This is a genomic window from Streptomyces anulatus, from assembly GCF_000721175.1.
GTDB classification, from domain to species: Bacteria; Actinomycetota; Actinomycetes; order Streptomycetales; family Streptomycetaceae; genus Streptomyces; species Streptomyces anulatus_C.
This window is the reverse complement of the sequence record NZ_JOEZ01000007.1, coordinates 15,742-36,285: the sequence shown is the minus strand read 5'-3', so window position 1 is coordinate 36,285 and position 20,544 is coordinate 15,742. Positions and strand designations below refer to the sequence as shown.

General features: G+C 71.2%; 18 protein-coding genes. 13 read left to right on the top strand and 5 right to left on the bottom strand.

Going from position 1 to position 20,544, the window contains the following annotated elements; genetic code table 11:
* Positions 1–7 precede the first annotated feature (7 nt).
* From IG90_RS0108650 to IG90_RS44725, 10 genes are all read left to right on the top strand, one after another.
* Positions 8–1,363, top strand: a complete 1,356-nt coding sequence (locus IG90_RS0108650; protein WP_051860080.1) for a TldD/PmbA family protein — start codon at positions 8–10, stop codon at positions 1,361–1,363.
* Entirely contained in the window at positions 1,360–2,664 is a 1,305-nt protein-coding gene (locus tag IG90_RS40675) for a metallopeptidase TldD-related protein (RefSeq protein WP_030580019.1), read from the top strand. The genes IG90_RS0108650 and IG90_RS40675 overlap by 4 nt, the downstream gene beginning before the upstream one ends.
* 7 nt (positions 2,665–2,671) lie before the next feature.
* Positions 2,672–3,928 carry an MFS transporter gene (locus tag IG90_RS0108640; RefSeq protein WP_030580016.1) on the top strand — a complete coding sequence of 419 codons (1,257 nt, stop codon included), beginning with the start codon at positions 2,672–2,674 and terminating at the stop codon, positions 3,926–3,928.
* A 49-nt stretch (positions 3,929–3,977) separates the two neighbouring features.
* Positions 3,978–5,258 carry an ATP-grasp domain-containing protein gene (locus IG90_RS0108635; protein WP_051860081.1) on the top strand — a complete coding sequence of 427 codons (1,281 nt, stop codon included), beginning with the start codon at positions 3,978–3,980 and terminating at the stop codon, positions 5,256–5,258.
* Between the two features lie 5 nt (positions 5,259–5,263).
* Positions 5,264–6,706 (top strand): condensation domain-containing protein, encoded by a 1,443-nt coding sequence (locus IG90_RS43375; protein WP_030580010.1) that lies wholly within the window; start codon positions 5,264–5,266, stop codon positions 6,704–6,706.
* A gap of 17 nt (positions 6,707–6,723) precedes the next feature.
* Positions 6,724–7,935, top strand: a complete 1,212-nt coding sequence (locus tag IG90_RS0108625) for an ATP-grasp domain-containing protein (protein ID WP_051860082.1) — start codon at positions 6,724–6,726, stop codon at positions 7,933–7,935.
* A 64-nt stretch (positions 7,936–7,999) separates the two neighbouring features.
* Positions 8,000–9,247, top strand: coding sequence for an ATP-grasp domain-containing protein (locus tag IG90_RS0108620; protein ID WP_033893908.1), 1,248 nt, complete (start codon positions 8,000–8,002; stop codon positions 9,245–9,247).
* Positions 9,244–9,882 (top strand): MSMEG_1061 family FMN-dependent PPOX-type flavoprotein, encoded by a 639-nt coding sequence (locus IG90_RS0108615; protein ID WP_030580000.1) that lies wholly within the window; start codon positions 9,244–9,246, stop codon positions 9,880–9,882. Before IG90_RS0108620 ends, IG90_RS0108615 begins: the two co-directional genes overlap by 4 nt.
* A 173-nt stretch (positions 9,883–10,055) precedes the next feature.
* Positions 10,056–10,214, top strand: a complete 159-nt coding sequence (locus IG90_RS44260) for a hypothetical protein (protein ID WP_157846309.1) — start codon at positions 10,056–10,058, stop codon at positions 10,212–10,214.
* 182 nt (positions 10,215–10,396) lie between these two features.
* On the top strand, positions 10,397–11,611 hold the full coding sequence (locus IG90_RS44725; protein ID WP_033893907.1) for a helix-turn-helix domain-containing protein: 1,215 nt from the start codon (positions 10,397–10,399) through the stop codon (positions 11,609–11,611).
* A gap of 70 nt (positions 11,612–11,681) precedes the next feature.
* Here IG90_RS44725 and IG90_RS0108600 read toward each other — a convergent pair whose 3' ends face one another.
* Positions 11,682–12,707, bottom strand: coding sequence for a hydrogen peroxide-inducible genes activator (locus IG90_RS0108600; RefSeq protein ID WP_078585262.1), 1,026 nt, complete (start codon positions 12,705–12,707; stop codon positions 11,682–11,684).
* A 133-nt stretch (positions 12,708–12,840) separates the two neighbouring features.
* Here IG90_RS0108600 and IG90_RS0108595 point away from each other — a divergent pair, with 133 nt between their 5' ends.
* Together IG90_RS0108595 and IG90_RS0108590 are read left to right on the top strand one after the other, a co-directional pair.
* Positions 12,841–13,395, top strand: a complete 555-nt coding sequence (locus IG90_RS0108595) for a peroxiredoxin (protein ID WP_007452441.1) — start codon at positions 12,841–12,843, stop codon at positions 13,393–13,395.
* A 12-nt stretch (positions 13,396–13,407) separates the two neighbouring features.
* Positions 13,408–13,941: an alkyl hydroperoxide reductase gene (locus tag IG90_RS0108590; protein ID WP_030579991.1), complete on the top strand. Its 534-nt coding sequence runs from the start codon at positions 13,408–13,410 to the stop codon at positions 13,939–13,941.
* Positions 13,942–14,025: 84 nt separating this feature from the next.
* On the opposite strand, the gene IG90_RS0108585 is transcribed toward IG90_RS0108590, so the two are convergent.
* The 4 genes from IG90_RS0108585 to IG90_RS0108570 all read right to left on the bottom strand — a co-directional run bounded on the left by IG90_RS0108585 (position 14,026) and on the right by IG90_RS0108570 (position 19,174).
* Positions 14,026–15,417, bottom strand: coding sequence for an AI-2E family transporter (locus IG90_RS0108585; protein WP_030579989.1), 1,392 nt, complete (start codon positions 15,415–15,417; stop codon positions 14,026–14,028).
* 175 nt (positions 15,418–15,592) lie between these two features.
* On the bottom strand, positions 15,593–16,315 hold the full coding sequence (locus IG90_RS0108580; RefSeq protein WP_030579986.1) for an aggregation-promoting factor C-terminal-like domain-containing protein: 723 nt from the start codon (positions 16,313–16,315) through the stop codon (positions 15,593–15,595).
* Positions 16,316–16,704: 389 nt separating this feature from the next.
* On the bottom strand, positions 16,705–18,027 hold the full coding sequence (gene phoH2, locus IG90_RS0108575) for an RNA 5'-3' helicase PhoH2 (protein ID WP_030579983.1): 1,323 nt from the start codon (positions 18,025–18,027) through the stop codon (positions 16,705–16,707).
* Positions 18,028–18,412: 385 nt separating this feature from the next.
* A complete protein-coding gene (locus IG90_RS0108570) occupies positions 18,413–19,174 on the bottom strand; it encodes an isoprenyl transferase (RefSeq protein ID WP_030579979.1) in 762 nt (253 codons plus the stop codon).
* Positions 19,175–19,393: 219 nt separating this feature from the next.
* Between IG90_RS0108570 and mgrA the strand changes: the two genes are divergently transcribed.
* Complete coding sequence (mgrA, locus tag IG90_RS0108565; protein WP_030579976.1) at positions 19,394–20,443, top strand: L-glyceraldehyde 3-phosphate reductase; 1,050 nt, start codon at positions 19,394–19,396, stop codon at positions 20,441–20,443.
* Positions 20,444–20,544 lie beyond the last annotated feature (101 nt).

The window sequence follows — 20,544 nt, the reverse complement described above, 5'->3', positions numbered from 1 at the left end:
AGACCTCATGTACGCTACCGAGCCGCTCCGGGCAGTGGCAGGCGATCTGGTCAGTGAGATACGCCGGCACCGCCCGCCGGACTGCACGGGCACCTCGGGCGCCGTCCAGTCCTGGCACCGCACCAGCGGGCGCTTCGCGGAGGGCCGGGTCAGCGACATCAGCGTCCAGCGGGGCGAGGGCACCTCCGCCAGGTACGTACTCCGCGACGGCTTCCGGCACCGCTCGGTGTCGGGGCTCGATCCGTACGCCGCCGTCCTCGACGGGGAGGGCGGCCGTGCCCCGGCGGGCGCCCGCCGGGGCACGGCCGCCGGGGGCGGCTCCGGGCCGGAGTGGATGGAGATTTCCTCCGTCCTGTCCGTGCTCGGCGAACTGGAGAAGTCGGCCCGGGACTTCGACCCGGCGGTGGCGCAGGTCGTCATCGACTTCGAGCTGAGCGAACAGGACATGGTCCTCGCCCAGGACGACCGGATACGCGAGGAGCACCGGCTGCTCAGCTATCTCACCGTCCGGGTCATCGCCCGCAGGGGCGGCCGGATGTCCACAGGCTTCTACACCCCGGGCATCAGCGGCTCCCTGGACGGCATCGACGCCGCGGGCGCCGGCGCCGAGGTCGCACGGCGCGCGGTGATCGGACTCGACGCCCGGCCGGCTCCGATGGGCCACCTCCCGGTCGTGGTGGCCGGCGGGCGCGGCATGGTGCTGCTCCACGAGGCGTGCTGCCATCCGCTGGAGGGCGACGAGGTGCTGCGCGGTTCCGTCTACGCCGGGCGGCTCGGCGAGACGATCGCCTCCCCGCTGGTCACCATCACGGACGATCCCACCGTCCCCGGGGCGGTCGGCTCGTTCGGCCACGACGACGAGGGCACGGCCGGGACCCCGACGACGCTCATCGAGAACGGCGTCCTCAAGGGCTATCTGACGGACCAGGAGTCGGCGGCGCGGCTCGGCCTGCCGCCCAGCGGCAACGGCCGGTGCACCACCGTGCTGCACCCTCCGCAGCCCCGGATGACGAACACCTGCCTCGCGGCCGGCACATCCGGCGTCGAGGACATCGTCGCCGGCACCGAGTTCGGGATCTTCGCCCAGCACGTCGGCGGTGGCGAAGTCATCGAGTCCACGGGCGAGTTCACCTTCCGTGTGACCAACGGCTTCCTGATCGAGAACGGCAGGATCACCGATCCCATCGAGGAGACCACCATCACAGGAACGGGGACCCAGGTGCTCAGGGACATCGACGCGATAGCCGACGACCCCGTCGTCGGGGCCGCCAAGTGCGGCAAGTTCGGCCAGTGGGTCCCGGTGGGCGTGGTGGGTCCGACCCTGCGTGTGCGGTCGCTCCTGGTCGGCGGTACCGGGCGATGAGCGAGGCCTCCGACTTCCTGAACGTGACCGCCGCCGACCGGGGCGCCGACTCCGAGGTCTGGGAGAACGCCCACGAGACCGACGAGCTGGTCTGCCGGGGCGGCGCGGTGGAACGCCGGGTCTCCACCGCCGCCACGGCCACCGCCCTGACCGTCTGGCAGGACGGGTGCGAGGGATACGCCGTGCACGTCCCTGGCGGAGCCGACGCCTCGCTCGTCGACACCGCCCTCGCGGTCGGCCGGGCCCTGGGTCCCGGGACGCCCGTGCCCGCCCGCCGCACCGGGCAGGCCGAGCAGCCGCGGACGCTCGCGGACCCGCGGCTCGACGAGGCGGTGGCCCAGCGCCTCGCCGGACTCACCGCGGGCGCCTCCGACGTGGACGTCGAACTGCGCGCCAGAGCCGACCGGTCCGGGGTGCTCCTGCACCGGGCCGGCTGCGAGCCGTTGCGGCACACGACGGGCACCTTCCAGTTGCAGGCCCGGATCACCGCCAAGGGCCGGCGCGTCGGGTTCATCGCGCACCAGATGTTCGGGCGGTCGGTGGACGCCGTCCTCAAGGACGTCGAGGCCACCGAGCTGGACGACCTGACGGCCCTCGCCCGGGTGCTGGCCGCCGAGCCCGTGCCGCGCCTGACCCACGACGACGTCCTCCTCGACGGGCGGGTGATGGCGAAGCTGTTCATGCTCGCCGTTCCCGCCTTCCAGCTGGACTCCGTCCTGGAGGGCCGTTCGCCGCTGGCCGGCCGCACCGGCGAGCGGATCGGAAGCGCGGGCCTGTCCCTCGTGGACGATCCGATGGCCGCGGACAGCCCCCTGCCCGTGCCGTGGGACGACGAGGGCACCGTGTGCGCGCCCACCACCCTGCTGAAGGACGGCGTGCTGCGCGGCTTCCTCAGCTCCCGCCGCACCGCCGCCGAAGCGGGGACGGTGAGCACCGGCTCGGGCCGCCGCGGGTCCTCCGGCGAGATGCCCACCGTGCAGCCGGGCTTCCTGGCCCTGCGCCCCGCCGCCGCGCTGGGGGACGCCCCGCTCGACGGCAGGACTCTGTTGAAGGTGGTCCAGGCCAACGGCGCCCATACCTCGAACGTCATCACCGGCGACTTCTCCATCGGCGCCAACGCGGTCCTCGTCACCCCGGACGGCGTCCAGCACAACGCCGGCAACATCACCCTCGCCGGCAATGTGTTCGACCTGCTCACCCGGATCGACGGTCACGACGGACGGCAGCGGCTCAACCGAGGTCACACCTCCTTCGTCGCGAGCCCCGGTGTCTGGGCGACCGGGCTCACGGTCGGGCGGTAGCCGCACCATGTCCTTGATCAAGCAGCGGGACTTCCGATTCTTCTGGGCGGCCCAGACGGCCAGTACGTTCGGCGCCAACATGAGCCGGGTCTCACTGCCCCTCCTGGCCGCGACGATGCTGGCCGCCACCCCGCTCCAGATGGGGCTGCTCCAGGCCGCGCAGACGATCGCCTTCCTCCTCATCGGCCTGCCGGCGGGCACGCTGGTCGACCGGATGCGCCGACGGCCGATCCTCATCGCCTGCGACGCGCTGCGCGCGCTCTTCCTGTTGTTCCTGGTCATCGGGTTCGCCCTGGACCGCGTGGACTTCACCGTGCTGATGGCGGCGACCCTGGCGATCGGCTTCGCCACCGCCTTCTACGAGATCGCCTACCAGTCGTACATCCCGGCCGTGGTGGGCCGCGCCCGCCTCGTCGAGGGCAACGCCAAGCTGGAGAGCACCAACGCGGTGGCCCGGCTCGCCGGCCCGACCCTCGGCGGCTCGCTCGTGCAGCTCCTGGGCGCCACGCTCGCCGTGGCCTCCCAGACGGTCGGCCACGTGCTGTCGGCGCTGCTGGTGACCCGGATACGCACCGTCGAGGAGCGGCCGCCCCGCGGGGAACGGCCCCGGATGGCGGCCGAGATCAGCAGCGGTCTGCGCTTCGTGCTGCGGCAGCCGGTGTTCCGGGCCATCACCGGCTCGGCCGCGACGTACAACTTCTTCTACGCGGTCATGCTGCCGCTGATGATGCTCCTGCTGGTCGAGGAGCTGAAGCTCTCCGGCACCGTCGTCGGCGTCCTGATGGCGGTCAGCGGACTCGGCGGCATCCTCGGCGCGGCGGCGGCCGGCCGCCTCGCCCGCCGGTTCGGGCAGGTCCGCGTCATGTGGCTGGCGTACCTGGTGACCGTACCGACCACCCTGCTCATTCCGCTCACCCACGGCGGGTGGGGGATCGCGCTGTTCGCCGTGCCCTGGTTCACCGTCAGCTTCGGCATCGTCGTCTACAACGTCGGTCAGGTCAGCATCCGGCAGGCCCTGTGCCCGCCGGACATGCTGGGCCGGATGAACGCCAGCGTCCGCTTCATCGTCTGGGGCATCCTCGCGCTGGGCTCGCTCACCGGCGGCGCCCTCGGCGAGTGGATCGGCCTGCGCGGCGGGCTGCTCGTCGCGGGCGTCGGCATGACCGCCGGCGTCCTGTGGCTGCTCCTGTCCCGCCTGGTGCGGATGCGCGACCTGCCCGCCGAGGAGCCACGGGCGGTTCCGGACCCGGCCCCCTCCTCCTGACGAGCCCCCGAATCCGACCGGCCCCGAAGAACCTGATCAAGGAGCACCCATGTCCGACCGGAAGACTCCCCGTTACGTGGTCTTCGTCGAGTCCCCCCTGACCGGCGCGGGCCAGGACTGCGCCCGTTTCCTGCTGGAGCAGGGCGTGACACCCGTCGTGGTGGCGGCCCGGCCCGCAGCCATGGCGCCCTCACTGATCCGCGACTACGCCGAGCTGGGCGTGGAGGTCCGCGCCTGCGACACCCACGACGTCGCCGCCGTCACCGACGCCTGCCGGGAGATCGCCGCGGACGGCGAACTCGTCGGAGTCGCCTCGGTGTACGAGTACTACTGCGACATGGGCGCCCAGGTGGCCGCACGGCTGGGGCTGCCCGGCCCCGATCCGGCGGCCGTCGCCGCCTGCCGCTCCAAGGCCTCCATGCGTGCCGCGATGGCCGCGACGCCGGGCCTCAACCCGGGCTTCGAGGTCTGCTCGTCGGCGGAGGAGGCCGCGTCCGCCGCGTCCTCCATCGGGTTCCCCGTGGTGGTCAAGCCGCTGGACCTCACCGGCAGTCTGTGGGTCCGCCGGTGCGAGACGGCCAAGGAGGTCGGCGTGATCACCCGGGAGATCATGGGGATCGGCGACTACCTCGGCCAGCGGGTCACCCCCCGGGTGGTCGTCGAGGAGTACGTCCCCGGCGCCGAGTACTCCGCGGAGGTCATGCACGGCAAGGTCCTCGGCCTCACCGAGAAGATCTGCAGCCCGCCCCCGCTGTTTCTGGAGATGGGCCACATCTTCCCGGCGGCGGTCACGGGTGACCGGGAACGGCTGCTCGTCGAGAAGGCCGAGCAGGCCGTCAAGGCGATCGGGCTGACCTGGGGCCCCGCCCACGTCGAGCTCAAGCTGACTGCCGACGGCAAGGACGCCCGGATCATCGAGGTCAACGGGCGGATCGCCGGTGACCGGATCCCCGAAGCGGTACGGATCGCGAGCGGCGTCGACATGTGCCGCCTCCACATGACCGCCCTGCTGGGCGCCACCCCCGACCTGAACGTCGTCTGCGACCGCACCGCGATCGTCCACTTCCTGATGTCCGCGCCGCTCGGCCGCCTGGACGCCATCGACGGCGTCGCCGACGCGCAGGCCGTGGAGGGCGTGCACGAGGTGCACATGCGTCCCGGCGTGCAACCGGGCATGGTCTACCGGGCCAACGGGTCGAACCGGGACCGCGCCGCCTGGATCATCGCCGAGGGAGCCGACCGCGACGAGGCGCTCGGCCGCGCCGTGGCGGCGGGCGGGAGGCTGACCTTCACCTGGTCGCCGGTGGACGAGTCCGCGGTCGGGGGCTAGCCGTCGTGCCGACCACCCCCGATTACCGCCCGGTGTGCTTCGCGGCGGGCGAGGCACACCGGGCGCCACTCACCTGGAGCCAGCGGTACTACCTGGCCGAGACGGACGCCGCCCGGCCATCGGGGCGCGGGCTCGCCATCAGGAGGCTCTACGAACTGCGGCCCGGCGTGGGCGAACAGGACGTCGTGGCGGCCCTGCGGGACCTGCTGAACCGTTTCGAGGGCCTGCGCAGCACGGTCGACCGCGGCCCGGCCGACGCGACGGCCGGGCCCGCCCAGCGCGTCCACGCCGAGGGCACCCTGCGCCTCGCCGTCCACGACGCGGCCGACGACGGGGAGACCTCGGTGGTGGCCGCCGCCGTGCTGGACGGGCTGGCCGGGACGCCGTTCGAGGTCTGCGAGGAGTGGCCGGTGCGCGCGGCACTGATCGGCCGTACGGGCTCGCCGCGTTTCCTGGCACTGGTGTTCAGCCATGTCGCCGTGGACGCGTTCGCTCTGCTGCCGGTCACCGACCACCTCGTCTCCGCCGTCGCCGTACGCCATCCCGAGTGGCCGCCCGCCCGGAGCCGGGACGCGGGCCTCAGTCCTCGCGAACAGGCCGCCGCCGAAGCTGCCGAGCCGGCCCGTCGCACGACGGAGCGTGCCCTGCGCCGAGCGGCCGACGTCCTCCGTGCCATGCCGGCGGCGCTCCCCGCCCAGGACGTCCCGGACCGTTCCCTCCTCGCCGACCGGTACCGGTTCCTGTCCCGTACCTCGCCCGCGCTGGACCTGGCGGCCGGCGCCGTGTCGCTGCGCACGGGGGAGAGCGTCGCCACCGTGCTCGCGGCTGCCATGGTCGCGGTCGACGCCCACCTCGCGGACAGCCCCACGGGGTACCTCCGGCTGCTCGCCGCCAACCGGTCGCGCCCCGAGACCGTCAACGCCGTGGTGCCCTGTTCCCAGCCCGTGCCGTTCTGCGTGCCGGTGGCGGGCTCGGCCTTTTCCGAGCTGGTCGGTGCCACCGCCGCGGCCACTCTGGGAGCACTGCGCTCCGGCTCGTACCCACCGGACCGGCTGGCCGCGCTGCACCGTGCCGCCGAACAGGAGCGGGGAGTCCGCCTGGACATCACGCCCACGTTCAACTACCGGCCCCGGGCGAGCGCCCTGCTGCGCCGCGACGTCGTCGCGGCGGAGCTGGAGCAGTCCGCCGCGGCCGGTGTCACCCGCTGGGTTCCCAGCGATCTGGTCTGGCGGTCCACCCGCTATCTGAGCGCCGACGTGAGCGAGTCCGGTATCCGGCTGGTGCTCCAGGTGGACACCCGGGTGCACACCCCCCGCTGGGCCGAGCACTGGATGGCCGCGCTGGAGCGGCTGCTGTGCGCGGCAGCGACCCGGGAGGTGACCGCGGAGGAGCTGCGGCACATGGTGAGAGAGTCACAACCGACACATCAGGAGTCGAGATGTCGCTGAGTGGTACGCAACGGTCCATGGTGCTGGTAGGCGGCGGCGTCATGGCAGAGGGCTATCTCCGCGCGGCCCAGCGGATGGACCTGCGGGTGGGCCTGGTGGAGACCGTCGCCCGGCACGCCGAACTGGCCCCCCGGTTCCCGTGCGTCGTCGACTTCGAGCCGGTGGAGGGTGTCGCGGCCCGGGACGAGTCGTGGCTGCCCCCGGCGATGACACTGGCCCACCGGCTGGCTCCGGACGCGGTGCTGGGGTTCGCCGAGCCGCACGTGCTCGCCGCGGCGATCCTCCAGCACCGGCTCGGTGTGCCGGGGCCGGGCCTCGACGCCGCCACGGTCTCCCGCAACAAGGCGATGCAGCGCGGCGAGTTTGACCGCGCGGGCCTGCCGCAACCCGCGCACCGGCACACGGTACGGCTGTCGGACGCGGCCGAGTGGGCCCTGGAGAGACTGCCCGTGGTCGTCAAGCCCGTGTCCATGCAGGGCAGTATGGGGGTCGAGCGGGTCGACACCCCCGAGCAGTGGCGGGACGCCGTGCGCCGCCGCGACGACGAGGGCCCCCTGCTGGTCGAGGGCTACGTCGAGGGGCCGGAGTACAGCGTCGAGGCGCTGGTCCGGGACGGGCAGGTGCTGTTCACCAACCTGACCCGCAAGGAGACCACCGGAACCCCGTTCTTCGTGGAGCTGTTCCACGAGGCCGGCCACGGCGCCCGTCACCCGGTACTGCGGAAGGCCGCGGACGAGCTGTGCCGCGGTGTGGTGGCCGCCCTGCGCCTCGGTACCGGGATCGCGCATCTGGAGTTCAGGGCCCGCGCCGACGACGACCTCGTGATCATGGAGGTCGCGGTGCGCACCCCGGGCGACCACATCCTGGAGATCATCTCCCTGGCGCACGACTTCGACGTGTACGAGGCCTGCCTGCGGATGGCCCTGGGCGAGCCGCCGCGGCTGCCGCCGGCCGGCCGGGAACCCGCGCGCTCCGCGGGCAGCCTGTTCCTGGGCACCGATCGGGCCGGTGTCCTCGCCGCGCTGGACCTGTCGGACTGGGCCGCCCAGAAGGACGTGGTCCACCATGCGGCCCGGCTGGCACCCGGCACGGCCGTGCGTCCCGCCGAGAACTCCGGGGACCGGCTGGCCTACGCGGTGCTCGCCTGCCCGGGGGCGACGGAACTCGTCTCCCTGGCCGAGCGGTTGCGGACGACCGCCCGTGTGGAGATCACCCGCGCCCCGGCCTGACCCGCACCCGGGCCCGGCCCTCGTACCCCCTCTGACCCCAGCACGCACAGAACAAGGAAGACCTATGTCAGCAGAACGAGTCTTGATCATCGGCGGCCGGATCGAAAACGTACGCAAGGCCGTGGAGCAGGGCCTCGGTGTCGTGTACCTCCAGCAGCCGGGGCAGTTCACCCCCGAGCACGCGAAGCTGGTCGACGCGGCCTTCCTCGTCGACTTCGCGGACTGGTCCGTGGTCGAGCCGGTCGTGGCGGCCGCCCACAAGGTCTACGGCTTCACCCGGGTGGCCACCACGGGTGAGGCGGGCGTGGAGGTCGCCGGGCGGATCAACGACCTGCTGGGTCTCGGCGGCGTCTCCCACAAGGTCGCACGTCGGCTCCGGGACAAGCTGAGCATGCGCGAGCACCTCGCCCGCGTCGGGGCTCCCACCGTGCCGGCGGCCGAGGTGACCGACCGGGCGGCACTGGAGGCGTTCGGCGCCGCGCACGGCTACCCGTTCATCGTGAAACCTGTCGACGGCATCGCGAGCCTCGGCGTCCAGTTGGTGCGCGGGCCCGGGGAAGTCGGCGCGGCCTGGGACCTTATCCGCGAACTGCGTTCCTCCGAGCACCAGTTCGTCCAGTACTTCCCGCTGGACCGCTTCATCGCCGAGGCCTATGTCGATGGGCCCGAGTTCAGCGTCGAGGCGTTCACCTTCGAGGGCCGGCACGTGGTCGTCGCCGTCACGGAGAAGCTGACCGACGCCAACTTCGTGGAGGCGGGCCATGTGATCCCGGCCCGGATCGACGCGGACGCCGAACGCGCCCTCGAGGCGGCCGCCGTGGAGTTCCTGGACGCCGTGGGGGTGACGCACGGCCCCACCCACACCGAGCTGCGGCTCTCCCCGGACGGGCCCCGGGTGATCGAGTCCCACAACCGGCCTGGCGGCGACCGGATCAGAGACCTGGTGGAGGAGGCGTACGGCTTCGACATGGAGGCGTACACGGTCGCCTGGCCGTGCCCCGGACTGCCGGCCCCGGCCGGGCGGCCCCCACTGGCGCGGGCCGCCGCGACCCGTTTCCTGACCGCCGAGCCCGGGGTGGTGTCACGGATCGAGGGCGTCGACGAGGCCCGCGCCCTGGAGGGGGTCGTGGAGCTGGCTCTCCAGGTGTCCGCCGGGGACGAGGTGGCCGCGCTCAGATCCAGCTGGGACCGGATCGGCCAGGTGATAGCGGTCGGCACCGACGCCGACGCGGCCCTGGCCACCTGTGACGAGGTATGCGCCTCGACGGTCGTCGTCACCGGGGAGGGCGCGGCGGCCGGGACGGGTCGGTGAGTTACTCCGAGATCACCTCCCCGGAGGAACTGCACGAGGTGGTCGGACCGGCCTCGCGCCGGGTGTTCGACAAGGCGTCGGCGACGCTCCGGGACGTGGACCGCCAGTGGCTGGCCCGCTCTCCCTTCTGCCTGCTCGCGACGGCGGCGGCCGACGGCACGTGCGACGTCTCGCCCAGGGGCGATCCGCCGGGGTTCGCCCATGTCATGGACGAGACGACCCTGGCGATCCCGGACCGGCCGGGCAACCGCCGGGTCGACAGCTGGCGCAACGTACTCGACAACCCACGGGTGGACCTCGCGTTCGTCGTGCCCGGCAGACCGGACACACTGCGGATCAACGGCCGGGCGAGGCTGCTCCGGGACGCGCCGTTCTTCGACCTCATGACGGTCCGGAACAGCAGGCCCCGGCTCGCCCTGCTCGTGGAGGTGGAGGAGGTCTACTTCCACTGCGGGAAGTCCTTCCTGCGCGCCCGGCTCTGGGACCCCTCCAGCTGGGCGCCGGACGCCGTGCCCTCGCGGGCCCTGATCGCCCACGCCACGGAGCGGACCGACACCCCGCAGGACGAGCTGGAACACCGCTACGGTCCCGAGTACGAGCGGCGCCTCTACCCGCAACCGCCCGAATCCGCATGACGGAGCGGACACTTGCTATCTCGTGTCAATTTATTGCCAAACCCTTTGCCCATATACCCACCGGCCATCTAGTGTTCGAATCGACCCGCGCGACCGGGGCTCCGCCACTCCTTTCGGCCGGACGCAGCGGTCGATGGCGCGGGACTGATTCATGGACAGCAAGGAGCCGGATCGTGAAGATCGACAAGCTTGTCAAGATCGCCGCCGGGGGGCTGGCCACCCTCGCCCTGTCCGCCAGTTTCTCGCTGGGAGCCGCGCCCGAGCGCCTCGTCGCCACGAGCGTGAGCACGCAGGCCGAGGGGCAGCCGATCGGCAACATCGACTGGCCGTAGGTACCAGCAGTCGGGTGGCCGGACGACCGGCCACCTGACTGGTTGCCAACATTGGGTCAAAATTTGCCAAGCTGTCCACAGCATGGAACTATCGGAAGTCAGTATCCAAGCCCGCCTCACGGTCGGCTTGAAGTTGTCCTGTCGGGGGGCAAGGCATCACGTTTTCCACGCAGAGGTGGAAGTTGCTCGAACAGCCAGCATTCGGTAAACGCCTGCGCCAGTTGAGGCAGGAGCGCGGCAAGTCCCAGGTCCAACTGACGGGACCCGGCATGTCCGCCACCTATCTGTCGCGCCTGGAGTCCGGCAGCCGCCGGCCGACAGAGCGCTCGGTCGCCTATCTGGCCGCCCGCCTCGACGTTCCGGCCGAAAGCTTCGAGAGACAGCCCTGGGAGAACCTGACCGACGCGGTCGCCTCTGTCGCCGCGCTCTCGGAACGGGAGGTCGACGAGGAAGCGGCGGGCATTCTCGTCGAGGCCCTCAGCTCCGCCGAGGACGCCGACCCCGCCATGCGCTGGCAGGCGCTCGCCCAGCTCGCCAGGTGCTACGAGGCGCTCGGCGACTTCCCCCGCCAGCGCGCCACGCTGATCCACCTGCGCGAGCTGAGCGACGACATGGACCGGCCCACCCTCCAGGTCCGGGCCCAACTCCGGCTGGCGCGCTGCGCCCGCAATCTCGGCGACGCGGAGGCGGCCCGTACGGCCGTGCGCCAGGTGCTGGCCATCAGCCAGGCGCACGGCGTCCGGATCTCCACCTCCGACCTGGTTCGTAGCAAGCTCGTCCTGGTTTCGGCGGAGGCGGAGCTGGGCGACCTCGCGGAGGCCGCTCAGCTCGTTGACGAGCTGAGCGAGTCACTGGGCGACACCGACGGGGCGCTTGCGGCCGAGGTGTTCTGGACCGCGGCCACGGTCAGCACCCGACAGGGCAACCACACCCGCGCCTTCGCCTTCATCCTGAGGGCCCTGGGGGCCCTCGGCGGCCGGGACGACCTGGTGCTCTGGATCAGGCTGCGGCTGGCCGCGGCATCCCTGTCCATGCAGGCCATGCCGCCCCGGCTCGCCGAGGCGGAGTCCTTCCTCGACAGCGTCGAACCGCTGCTGAAGGTCACCGGCCCGCTGCGGCACTGGCACGAACTCCTCTTCCTCAAGGCCAAGCTCGCCTACCACCAGGGGAACGCTGCGAGCGCCACGGAACTCGTGGCCAGGGTCGAGGAGAGCGCCCAGTCGCTCACCTACCGTGACCAGGTGCGGCTGAAGGTCCTGCGCGGTGCGCTCGACCTGAAGGCGGGCGACCAGGAAGCGAGCGGCCGGCTCAGGAAGCTGGTCACCCAGGTGGAGACGACCAATATGCCCGACCTGGCGGCCGAGATCTGGCGGACGGTGGCCGAGATCTCGCTCTGAAGCCCCGGGGAGCACAGGCACCCCCGGGCGCCGTCAGCCCCGGGAAGGGCAGCCGGCCCCGGGGCGCCGGTCAGCCCCGGGGAGCGTCGTCGGACTTCTCCACCAGCCGCACCGGCAGGGGCTTCATCGCCTCGCGCAGGGCGGCGGCGAGCTCCTCGAACTCGCCGCCCCGCGCCGACCCGGCCCGCATCGCCAGCGCCACGCGCCGGGCGGGCGCCGGGTCCGCGAAGTACCCGGTGGCCAGCGCCTCGTTGCGGCCGGTCTCCACCGTCACCGCGGTCCGCGGCAGCAGGGTCACCCCGAGCCCGCCGGCGACCAGCTGGACCAGGGTGGAGAGCCCGGCGGCGGTCGTGGTCACCGGGGCGCCCTCGGTGCGGCCCGCCTCGCGGCAGATGTCCAGGGCCTGGTCGCGCAGGCAGTGCCCCTCGTCCAGAAGCAGCAGCGGCAGTTCGCGCAGCGCGTCGCGGGGGATGTCCGAGCGGCCGCCGAGCCAGTGCTCCTGCTCCATGACCAGCACGAAGTCCTCGTCGAAGAGCGGGATCTCGGTGACGCCCGGCACCCCGAGCGGCACCGCGAGCAGCAGCAGGTCGAGCCGGCCCGCGGCGAGGCCCTCCAGCAGCGAGGAGGTCTGCTCCTCGTGGACCTGGAGGTCGAGGTCGACGTACCGCTCATGGACCAGCCGGAGCACGGTGGGCAGCAGATAGGGGGCGACGGTCGGAATGACGCCGAGCCGGAGGACTCCGGTGAACGGGGCCCGGACCGCCTCCGCCTCCTCCATCAGCGCGGCGACGGCCTCCAGCACCGCCCCGGCCCGCACCGCGAGCCGCTCCCCCGCGGGGGAGAGCAGCACCTTGCGCGTCGTACGCTCGATGAGCTGGACACCCAGTGTCTCCTCCAGGGTGGACACCGCTCCGGAGAGTGCCGGCTGACTCATCCCGATTGCCGCAGCCGCGTCCCGGAAGTGCAGATGTTCCGCCACGGCCGTGAAGGCGCGCAGCTGTGACAGGCTCGGCTGCTTGGTGTGCTGCCTGGTGTGCTGCCTGGTGTGCTGCCTGGTGTGCTGCTTGGGGCGTATGCCCTGATTACCCTGGCCCACTGATAGGCACCTCCGATCATCTCGACCGAGTGTAGCTATTTCCGTGATCAATGCACTCTGTGCCAAGGTGGAGCTCGTCCAACCCTCAGGAACGCCCCCAAAAAGGGAGTTCCAGACGTTGCAAGGAGAGCGCGTGCTCACTGTCGGTGACAAGTTCCCCGAGTTCGACCTGACCGCTTGTGTTTCGCTGGAGAGCGGCAAGGAGTTCGAGCAGATCAACCACAAGACCTACGAGGGCAAGTGGAAGATCGTCTTCGCGTGGCCGAAGGACTTCACCTTCGTGTGCCCCACCGAGATCGCCGCCTTCGGCAAGCTGAACGAGGAGTTCGCCGACCGCGACGCCCAGGTCCTCGGCTTCTCCGGTGACTCCGAGTTCGTGCACCACGCCTGGCGCAAGGACCACCCGGACCTGACCGACCTGCCCTTCCCGATGCTGGCCGACTCGAAGCACGAGCTCATGCGTGACCTCGGCATCGAGGGCGAGGACGGCTTCGCCCAGCGCGCCGTCTTCATCGTCGACCAGAACAACGAGATCCAGTTCACGATGGTGACCGCCGGTTCCGTGGGCCGTAACCCCAAGGAGGTCCTGCGGGTCCTCGACGCCCTGCAGACCGACGAGCTGTGCCCGTGCAACTGGACCAAGGGCGAGAACACCCTCGACCCGGTCGCGCTCCTCTCGGGCGAGTGAGCTGACACCGATATGGCTCTCGACGAACTGAAGTCCGCCATACCCGACTTCGCCAAGGACCTGAAGCTGAACCTCGGCTCGGTCATCGGCAACAGCGACCTCCCGCAGCAGCAGCTGTGGGGCACCGTGCTGGCCTGTGCGATCGCCTCGCGTTCGCCGAAGGTGCTGCGGGAGCTGGAGCCCGAGGCGAAGGCCAACCTCTCCGCCGAGGCGTACACCGCGGCGAAGTCGGCGGCCGCCATCATGGCGATGAACAACGTCTTCTACCGGACCCGGCACCTGCTGTCGGACCCGGAGTACGGCACGCTCCGCGCGGGCCTGCGGATGAACGTCATCGGCAACCCGGGTGTGGAGAAGGTCGACTTCGAGCTGTGGTCGCTCGCCGTCTCCGCGATCAACGGCTGCGGCCAGTGCCTGGACTCCCACGAGCAGGTGCTGCGCAAGGCCGGCATGGACCGTGAGACCATTCAGGAAGCCGTCAAGGTCGCTTCGGTGATCCAGGCGGTCGGTGTGACCCTCGACGCCGAGGCCGTACTCGCCGAGTAGTGACACCGCACCACCCCTGATACGAGAAGAGCCCCGAGGACGACCGACCGTCCCCGGGGCTCTTCTTTTCCGCGTCCCGCGCCGTTACTCCTGCGGCGGAGGTGCGTTCTCCTGCGCGCGTTCGTCCGGGGCGTCCCGCGGGCCCGGTGGCGCCGGTGCCTCGGTGGCGGCGTGCGCCGGGGTCGTCGACAGGGCGGTGGCCCCGTGGTGCCCGCCGCGCCCGCCCGGTGCGCCGGGCGCCCCGTACGAACGCAGATAGCCGACCACCGTGTTGATCACGGCGACCAGCGGTACGGCGACCACCGCGCCGCCGATGCCCGCGACCAGACCGCCGGTCGCGACCGAGAGGACCACCGCGAGCGGATGGACCCGGACGGCGCGGCCGAGGATGAACGGCTGCAGGATGTGGCCCTCGATCTGCTGCACCGCCAGGACCACCACCAGCGCCCACAGCGCGGTCCACACCCCCTCGGTGACCAGTGCGACGACCACCGCGAGCGCCCCGGAGACCACGGCGCCGACGAGCGGGATGAAGGCGAACAGGAAGATGAACACGGCCAGCGGCACCGCGAGCGGCACATTGAGGACGTAGAGGCCGAATCCGATGAAGATGGCGTCGATCAATGCGACGAGCACCGTGCCGCGCACATACGCGGTCAGGGTGCGCCAGGCGCGCGGTCCGGCGCCGGCGACCCCGGGGCGGGCCGCGGCGGGCACCAGCTTGAGCGACCACTCCCAGATGCGCCGGCCGTCGTAGAGCAGGAACAGCGTGGAGAACATCGCCAGCAGCAGCCCCGTGAGGAACTCCACCATCACGGTGACGCCCTGGAGCCCGGCGGAGGTGATCTCCTCGGTATTGGTGCCGATGGTGTCGTTGAGGTTCTCGGCGATGTCGTTGATCTGCGACTCGGTGACGTGGAAGGGGCTGTCGAGCAGCCAGCGCTTCAGCTCGTCGATGCCGTCGCGGACCCGGTCGGAGAGCGTGTCGAGGTTCTCCATCACCTGCCACACCACGAACCAGCCGACCAGGCCGATGACGACGAACCCGAGTACGGCGGTCACGGCGGTGGCGAACCCGTGGGGCAGCCCGAGCCGCTTGAGCCGGACGACGGTCGGCTGGAGCATCGCGGTGACGAGCAGCGCGGCGGCGAAGGCCAGCACCACGAGCTGGACCGCGCTGATCACCCGCATCAGCACCCAGAGCGTCCCCGCGAGGACGAGGAGCCGCCAGCCGGCCTCGGCGGCGACCCGCATCCCCCACGGGAGCGCCGCCACCGGATCCGGCTTCGCGGCGACGGAGGGGGCGTACGAGGGCGGCGCGGGCACCTGACCGGGGTCGTACTCGGGGACGGCGGAGGCATCTCGCGCCGCGAGGGGGTCGTCGGCGGCGGCGCGCGCCCGCCGCTCGTCCAGTCGCGCTCCCAGCTCCGTCAGTTCGGACCCGAAGCGGCCCAGCCAGCCCGGCAGTTTCGACATGCTTGCTTTCCTTCCCCCATATTCGCCACCCAGCGCTCCTCGGCCCGTCCGGACGCCTCGCGACGCCCCCGGGTGCGCCGGAATGCGACCGTACACGCGCGAGGCCCCTCACCGTCCGGACGGTGAGGGGCCTCGCGAGGTCGAGAGGGCGGTCCGTGGACTTCGCCCGCTCTCTCTAATACCAGTTGTTGGCCTGCCAGAAGGACCAGGCGCCGCACGGGCTGCCGTAACGGCCGTCCATGTAGCTGAGGCCCCACTTGATCTGGGTGGCCGGGTTGGTCTGCCAGTCGGCGCCGGCGGACGACATCTTGTGACCCGGGAGCGCCTGCATCAGACCGTACGCCCCGGAGGACGGGTTGGTCGCGCGGTAGTTCCAGGTCGACTCGTGGTTCACGATGTTGCTGAAGCACTGGAACTGGTCCGCGGGGACCATCTGACGGGCCATCGCCTTGACGTCGGCCACGCTGTAGGAGCCCTGCGCGGAGAACGAGGCGGCGTCGCGGACGGAAGAACGGCTGGCGCGCTCGGCGGCTTCCTTCTTCGCCTTCTCGGCCTGCTCCGCCTTGCGCTCGGCCTCGACCCGGTCCTCGGCCGCCTGCTTCTTGGACTTGGCGTCCTTGGCGGCCTGGATGCGGGCAGATTCCTCGGCCGACTTCTTCGCGGCGGCGTCTGCGGCGGATGCCTGGGCATCGGCCTGCTGCGTCAGCGAAGCGGTCTGGACCACGGCCTGCTGGCCCGCGGGGATGTCTGCGAGCAGCGTGGTGTCGGCTGCGGCCGCCTCGAAGTTGTTGTCGTCGGCGGCAGGTGCGCCGCCCGCAGCAACGCCTACGACGGCGCCTACGGTGGTGACCGCGGTGGCAGATGCCACGGCGAACCCCCGGACCGAGATCCGGCTCACATGGTGTCCTTCCAGCATCGCCCGCTTAGGTGACCTCGCGGGCGCAATCGTGCCCCTGGCACTGGCCTCCCTACTGCGTGGGTCACGGGAGGCACGGGCCCGTTGGGCAACCCCGGCGAGGAGGCTGCCGCGTGGTGCTCGCGGGCGGCATACGGGCGTCTCGTGTTGAGTTGTGTGGTGCGTGGCGCCTCTGGAGGTGCCCAAGTGCCGTATGCGGGGCCTGACGGAAGCAAGACTCTGCCGGATGGGGACGCCGGGAGGCAATTCTCTGTTGCGTGGGAAAGGTCACACCCCGTTTGGGCCACCGGTTTTCCGGAAATGACGGCGCAGCACAATGCCGCCCGGCTAAGCTCCTTGGCTCGCCGGACGGCATCAAAGGGACATGCGCGTCAGATGTGGCCTTCCTCTAGCATTTCGGTCACCAGCGCGGCGATCTGTGAACGCTCGGAACGTGTGAGGGTGACGTGGGCGAACAGCGGATGACCCTTCAGCTTCTCGACGACGGCGACGACTCCGTCGTACCGGCCGACCCGGAGGTTGTCCCGCTGGGCCACGTCGTGGGTGAGCACGACACGAGAATTCGCCCCGATTCGGGACAACACGGTCAGCAGGACGTTCCGTTCGAGCGACTGCGCCTCGTCGACGATCACGAACGCGTCGTGCAGCGAGCGGCCGCGGATGTGGGTGAGCGGCAGGACCTCCAGCATCCCGCGCCCGAGCACCTCCTCGATGACCTCGCGCCCGGCGACCGCCGAGAGCGTGTCGAAGACCGCCTGCGCCCAGGGGCTCATCTTCTCGGCCTCGCTGCCGGGGAGATAGCCGAGCTCCTGTCCGCCCACCGCGTACAGCGGACGGAAGACCATCACCTTCTTGTGCTGCCGGCGCTCCAGCACCGCCTCCAGGCCCGCGCAGAGGGCCAGCGCCGACTTGCCGGTGCCCGCGCGTCCGCCCAGCGACACGATGCCGACGTCGGCGTCGAGGAGGAGGTCGAGGGCGATCCGCTGCTCGGCGCTGCGCCCGTGGATGCCAAAGGCCTCCCGGTCGCCCCGCACGAGCCGTACGTTGCCCTCGGCCGTCACCCGGCCGAGCGCCTTGCCGCGCTCGGACTGGAGGACCAGTCCGGTGTGCACGGGCAGTTCGGCGGCCTCGGGGACGTACAGCGTCTCCTCGCTGAACAGCAGGTCGATCTGTTCCCCGGCGAGGGACAGTTCGCTCATGCCGGTCCAGCCGGAGTCGGTGATGGCGAGCTCCGCGCGGTACTCCTCGGCGAGGAGGCCCACGGAGGACGCCTTGATGCGGAGTGGCAGGTCCTTGGAGACGACCGTGACGTCGTACCCCTCGGCCTGGAGGTTGCGTGCGACCGCGAGAATCCGTGAGTCGTTGTCCCCCAACCGGTAGCCGGCGGGCAGGACGCCGGGATCGGAGTGGTTGAGTTCGACACGGAGCGTCCCGCCCAGGTCCCCGAGCGGGATCGGGGCGTCCAGCCGGCCGTACCGGACCCGGAAGTCGTCCAGCAGGCGCAGGGCCTGCCGGGCGAAGTACCCGAGCTCGGGATGGTGCCGTTTGGCCTCCAGTTCCGTGACCACCACGATCGGCAGCACGACTTCGTGCTCGTCGAAGCGGGCCATGGCGCCTGGGTCGGCCAGCAGGACGCTGGTGTCGAGAACGTAGGTGCGCCTGTCGGACATGCGGCGCTTGGTACTGGTCACCACGGAAGGACGTACCCCCTCGGACGAGGTCGGGGAGTGCGACGAACGGTCGCGGAGCTTCCCGAAGGGAGAGGACGGACCGGGATCGGGCCCTTGTGCTCGGGCCGGACCACGGCCTCCGCGTCGGCCGCACGCTGCGTACGGTCCTTCGTGTGCAAAGGGCCTCCCGGGCGAACGGGCTGGGTGCCGCTCACTTGGATGCGACATCCGCCTGGTTGATGACCGGACGTCGACCTGACAGGGGTATTCCCTTTTCCGCGGGCAGCCATGCCGCCGCATATGACACGGTGTGGAGAAGTCCCGGTGGACGCGCGGTTACCCCCTCACATACGCGATGGCCCCCCTTGTACAGGAGAGCCATCGGGCGGGAGGAGTGAACGGGAAGGGTTCAGGCGCCGTAGCGGCGGTGGCGGGCGGCGTAGTCGCGCAGCGCCCGCAGGAAGTCGACCTTACGGAAGGCCGGCCAGAAGACCTCGCAGAAGTAGTACTCCGAGTGGGCGCTCTGCCAGAGCATGAAGCCCGAGAGCCGCTGCTCGCCGCTCGTGCGGATCACCAGGTCGGGGTCGGGCTGGCCCCGGGTGTAGAGGTGCTCGGAGATCAGGTCGGTGGAGACGACCTCGGCGAGCTCCTCGAAGCTCGTGCCCTTCTCCGAGTGCTCCAGGAGCAGCGAGCGCACCGCGTCCGCGATCTCCTGGCGGCCGCCGTAGCCCACGGCGACGTTGACGATTATCCCGTCGACATGGGACGTCGCCTGCTCGGCCTCCTTGAGCACGGTCTGGGTCCCGGCGGGCAGCAGGTCGAGGGTGCCGACGTGGTGAACGCGCCACCGCCCGTCGGCGGCGAGGTTGCGTACGGTGTTCTCGATGATGCCCAGGAGCGGCTTCAGCTCGTGCTCGGGCCGGTCGAAGTTGTCCGTGGAGAGCATCCAGAGGGTGACGACCTCGACATCGGTCTCGCTGCACCAGCCGAGCAGCTCGGAGATCTTGTCCGCGCCCGCCTGGTGGCCCTGCACCGCCGAGCCGCCGGACGCCTTCGCCCACCGGCGGTTGCCGTCGAGGATGACCCCGATGTGCTTCGGCACCTGGTCGTGGTCCAGGCGGCCTTCCACCCGGCGCGCGTAGAGCCTGTACACCAGGTCGCGGAAGTTCACTGAGTTCACCCTCTCGGTTCCGTACGGGCCCGGGGCCCGCCCTCCCCGTCGCCGGGGGTCCGGGGTCCGCCCCCGCGGGGGAGCGCTGCGCGGTCCGCATGGACCCGCGCGGGCCTTCGCCGCGCCGCACATCGGCATTCCCCGAAGCCGCCACATTACTGCGACCGGGTCTCAGGGGCCCAACCCGGTCTGTCACAACTCCGTGATAAGGAATGAAACGTGACTGATCACCTCTCCCCCGACCTGTACTACCGCGCCGCCGGTTCGCGCTACGACTCCATGGAGTACCGCAGGACCGGGCACAGCGGCCTCAAGCTGCCCGCCCTCTCGCTGGGCCTGTGGCACAACTTCGGCGACGACCGGGCCCTGGACTCCCAGCGGGCGATCCTGCGCCGCGCCTTCGACCTCGGGGTCACCCACTTCGACCTGGCCAACAACTACGGTCCGCCGCCCGGTTCGGCCGAGCTGAACTTCGGCAGGCTCTTCGCCCAGGACTTCGCCCCATACCGTGACGAACTGATCATTTCCACCAAGGCCGGGTATCTGATGCACCCCGGCCCGTACGGCGAGTGGGGCTCGCGGAAGTACCTGCTGTCCTCGCTCGACGCCTCCCTGAAGCGGATGGGCCTCGATTACGTCGACGTCTTCTACTCCCACCGCTTCGACCCGCACACTCCGCTGGAGGAGACGATGGGCGCCCTGGCGTCCGCCGTCCAGCAGGGCAAGGCGCTGTACGTGGGTGTCTCCTCGTACAACGCGGAGCAGACCGCCGAGGCGGCCGGGCTGCTCAAGGAGATGGGTGTGCCGGCGCTGATCCACCAGCCGTCCTACTCCATGATCAACCGCTGGATCGAGGACGACGGGCTGCTCGACACCCTGGAGGCGGCCGGGATGGGCTGCATCTCCTTCGTGCCGCTCGCGCAGGGCCTGCTCACGGACAAGTACCTGAAGGGCATCCCGGAGGGCTCGCGCGCCACCCAGGGCAAGTCCCTCGACCCCGGTCTGCTCTCCGACGAGGTGGTCCGCCGGCTCAACGGGCTCAACGACATCGCGCGGGGCCGCGGCCAGTCGCTCGCCCAGCTCGCCATCGCGTGGGTGCTGCGCGACAGCCGGATGACCTCGGCGCTGATCGGCGCGTCGAGCGTGAAGCAGCTGGAGGAGAACGTGGCGGCCCTCGCGGGTCCGGCGCTGACCGCCGAGGAGCGAGAGGCGATCGACGCCTTCGCGGTGGACACGGCGGGCACGAACATCTGGGCCGGTCGCAGCTGACGTCGCTCGACAGGGCTTCCACTGGAGGAAGAACGGAGGCCGCGGGGGCACGGAGGCCGGCGCCCGCCCCGGCCCACAAAAAACGGGCCGGTCCGTGGGGG

What these genes read in the sequence shown, in the direction of transcription:
- IG90_RS0108590 (WP_030579991.1), top strand. Translation starts at nt 13,408, where the DNA reads ATGGCTCTCGACGAACTGAAGTCCGCCATACCCGACTTCGCCAAGGAC.
- IG90_RS0108620 (WP_033893908.1), top strand. Translation starts at nt 8,000, where the DNA reads ATGTCAGCAGAACGAGTCTTGATCATCGGCGGCCGGATCGAAAACGTA.
- IG90_RS0108650 (WP_051860080.1), top strand. Translation starts at nt 8, where the DNA reads ATGTACGCTACCGAGCCGCTCCGGGCAGTGGCAGGCGATCTGGTCAGT.
- IG90_RS40675 (WP_030580019.1), top strand. Translation starts at nt 1,360, where the DNA reads ATGAGCGAGGCCTCCGACTTCCTGAACGTGACCGCCGCCGACCGGGGC.
- IG90_RS0108585 (WP_030579989.1), bottom strand. Translation starts at nt 15,417, where the DNA reads ATGTCGAAACTGCCGGGCTGGCTGGGCCGCTTCGGGTCCGAACTGACG.
- IG90_RS0108625 (WP_051860082.1), top strand. Translation starts at nt 6,724, where the DNA reads ATGGTGCTGGTAGGCGGCGGCGTCATGGCAGAGGGCTATCTCCGCGCG.
- IG90_RS0108635 (WP_051860081.1), top strand. Translation starts at nt 3,978, where the DNA reads ATGTCCGACCGGAAGACTCCCCGTTACGTGGTCTTCGTCGAGTCCCCC.
- IG90_RS0108640 (WP_030580016.1), top strand. Translation starts at nt 2,672, where the DNA reads ATGTCCTTGATCAAGCAGCGGGACTTCCGATTCTTCTGGGCGGCCCAG.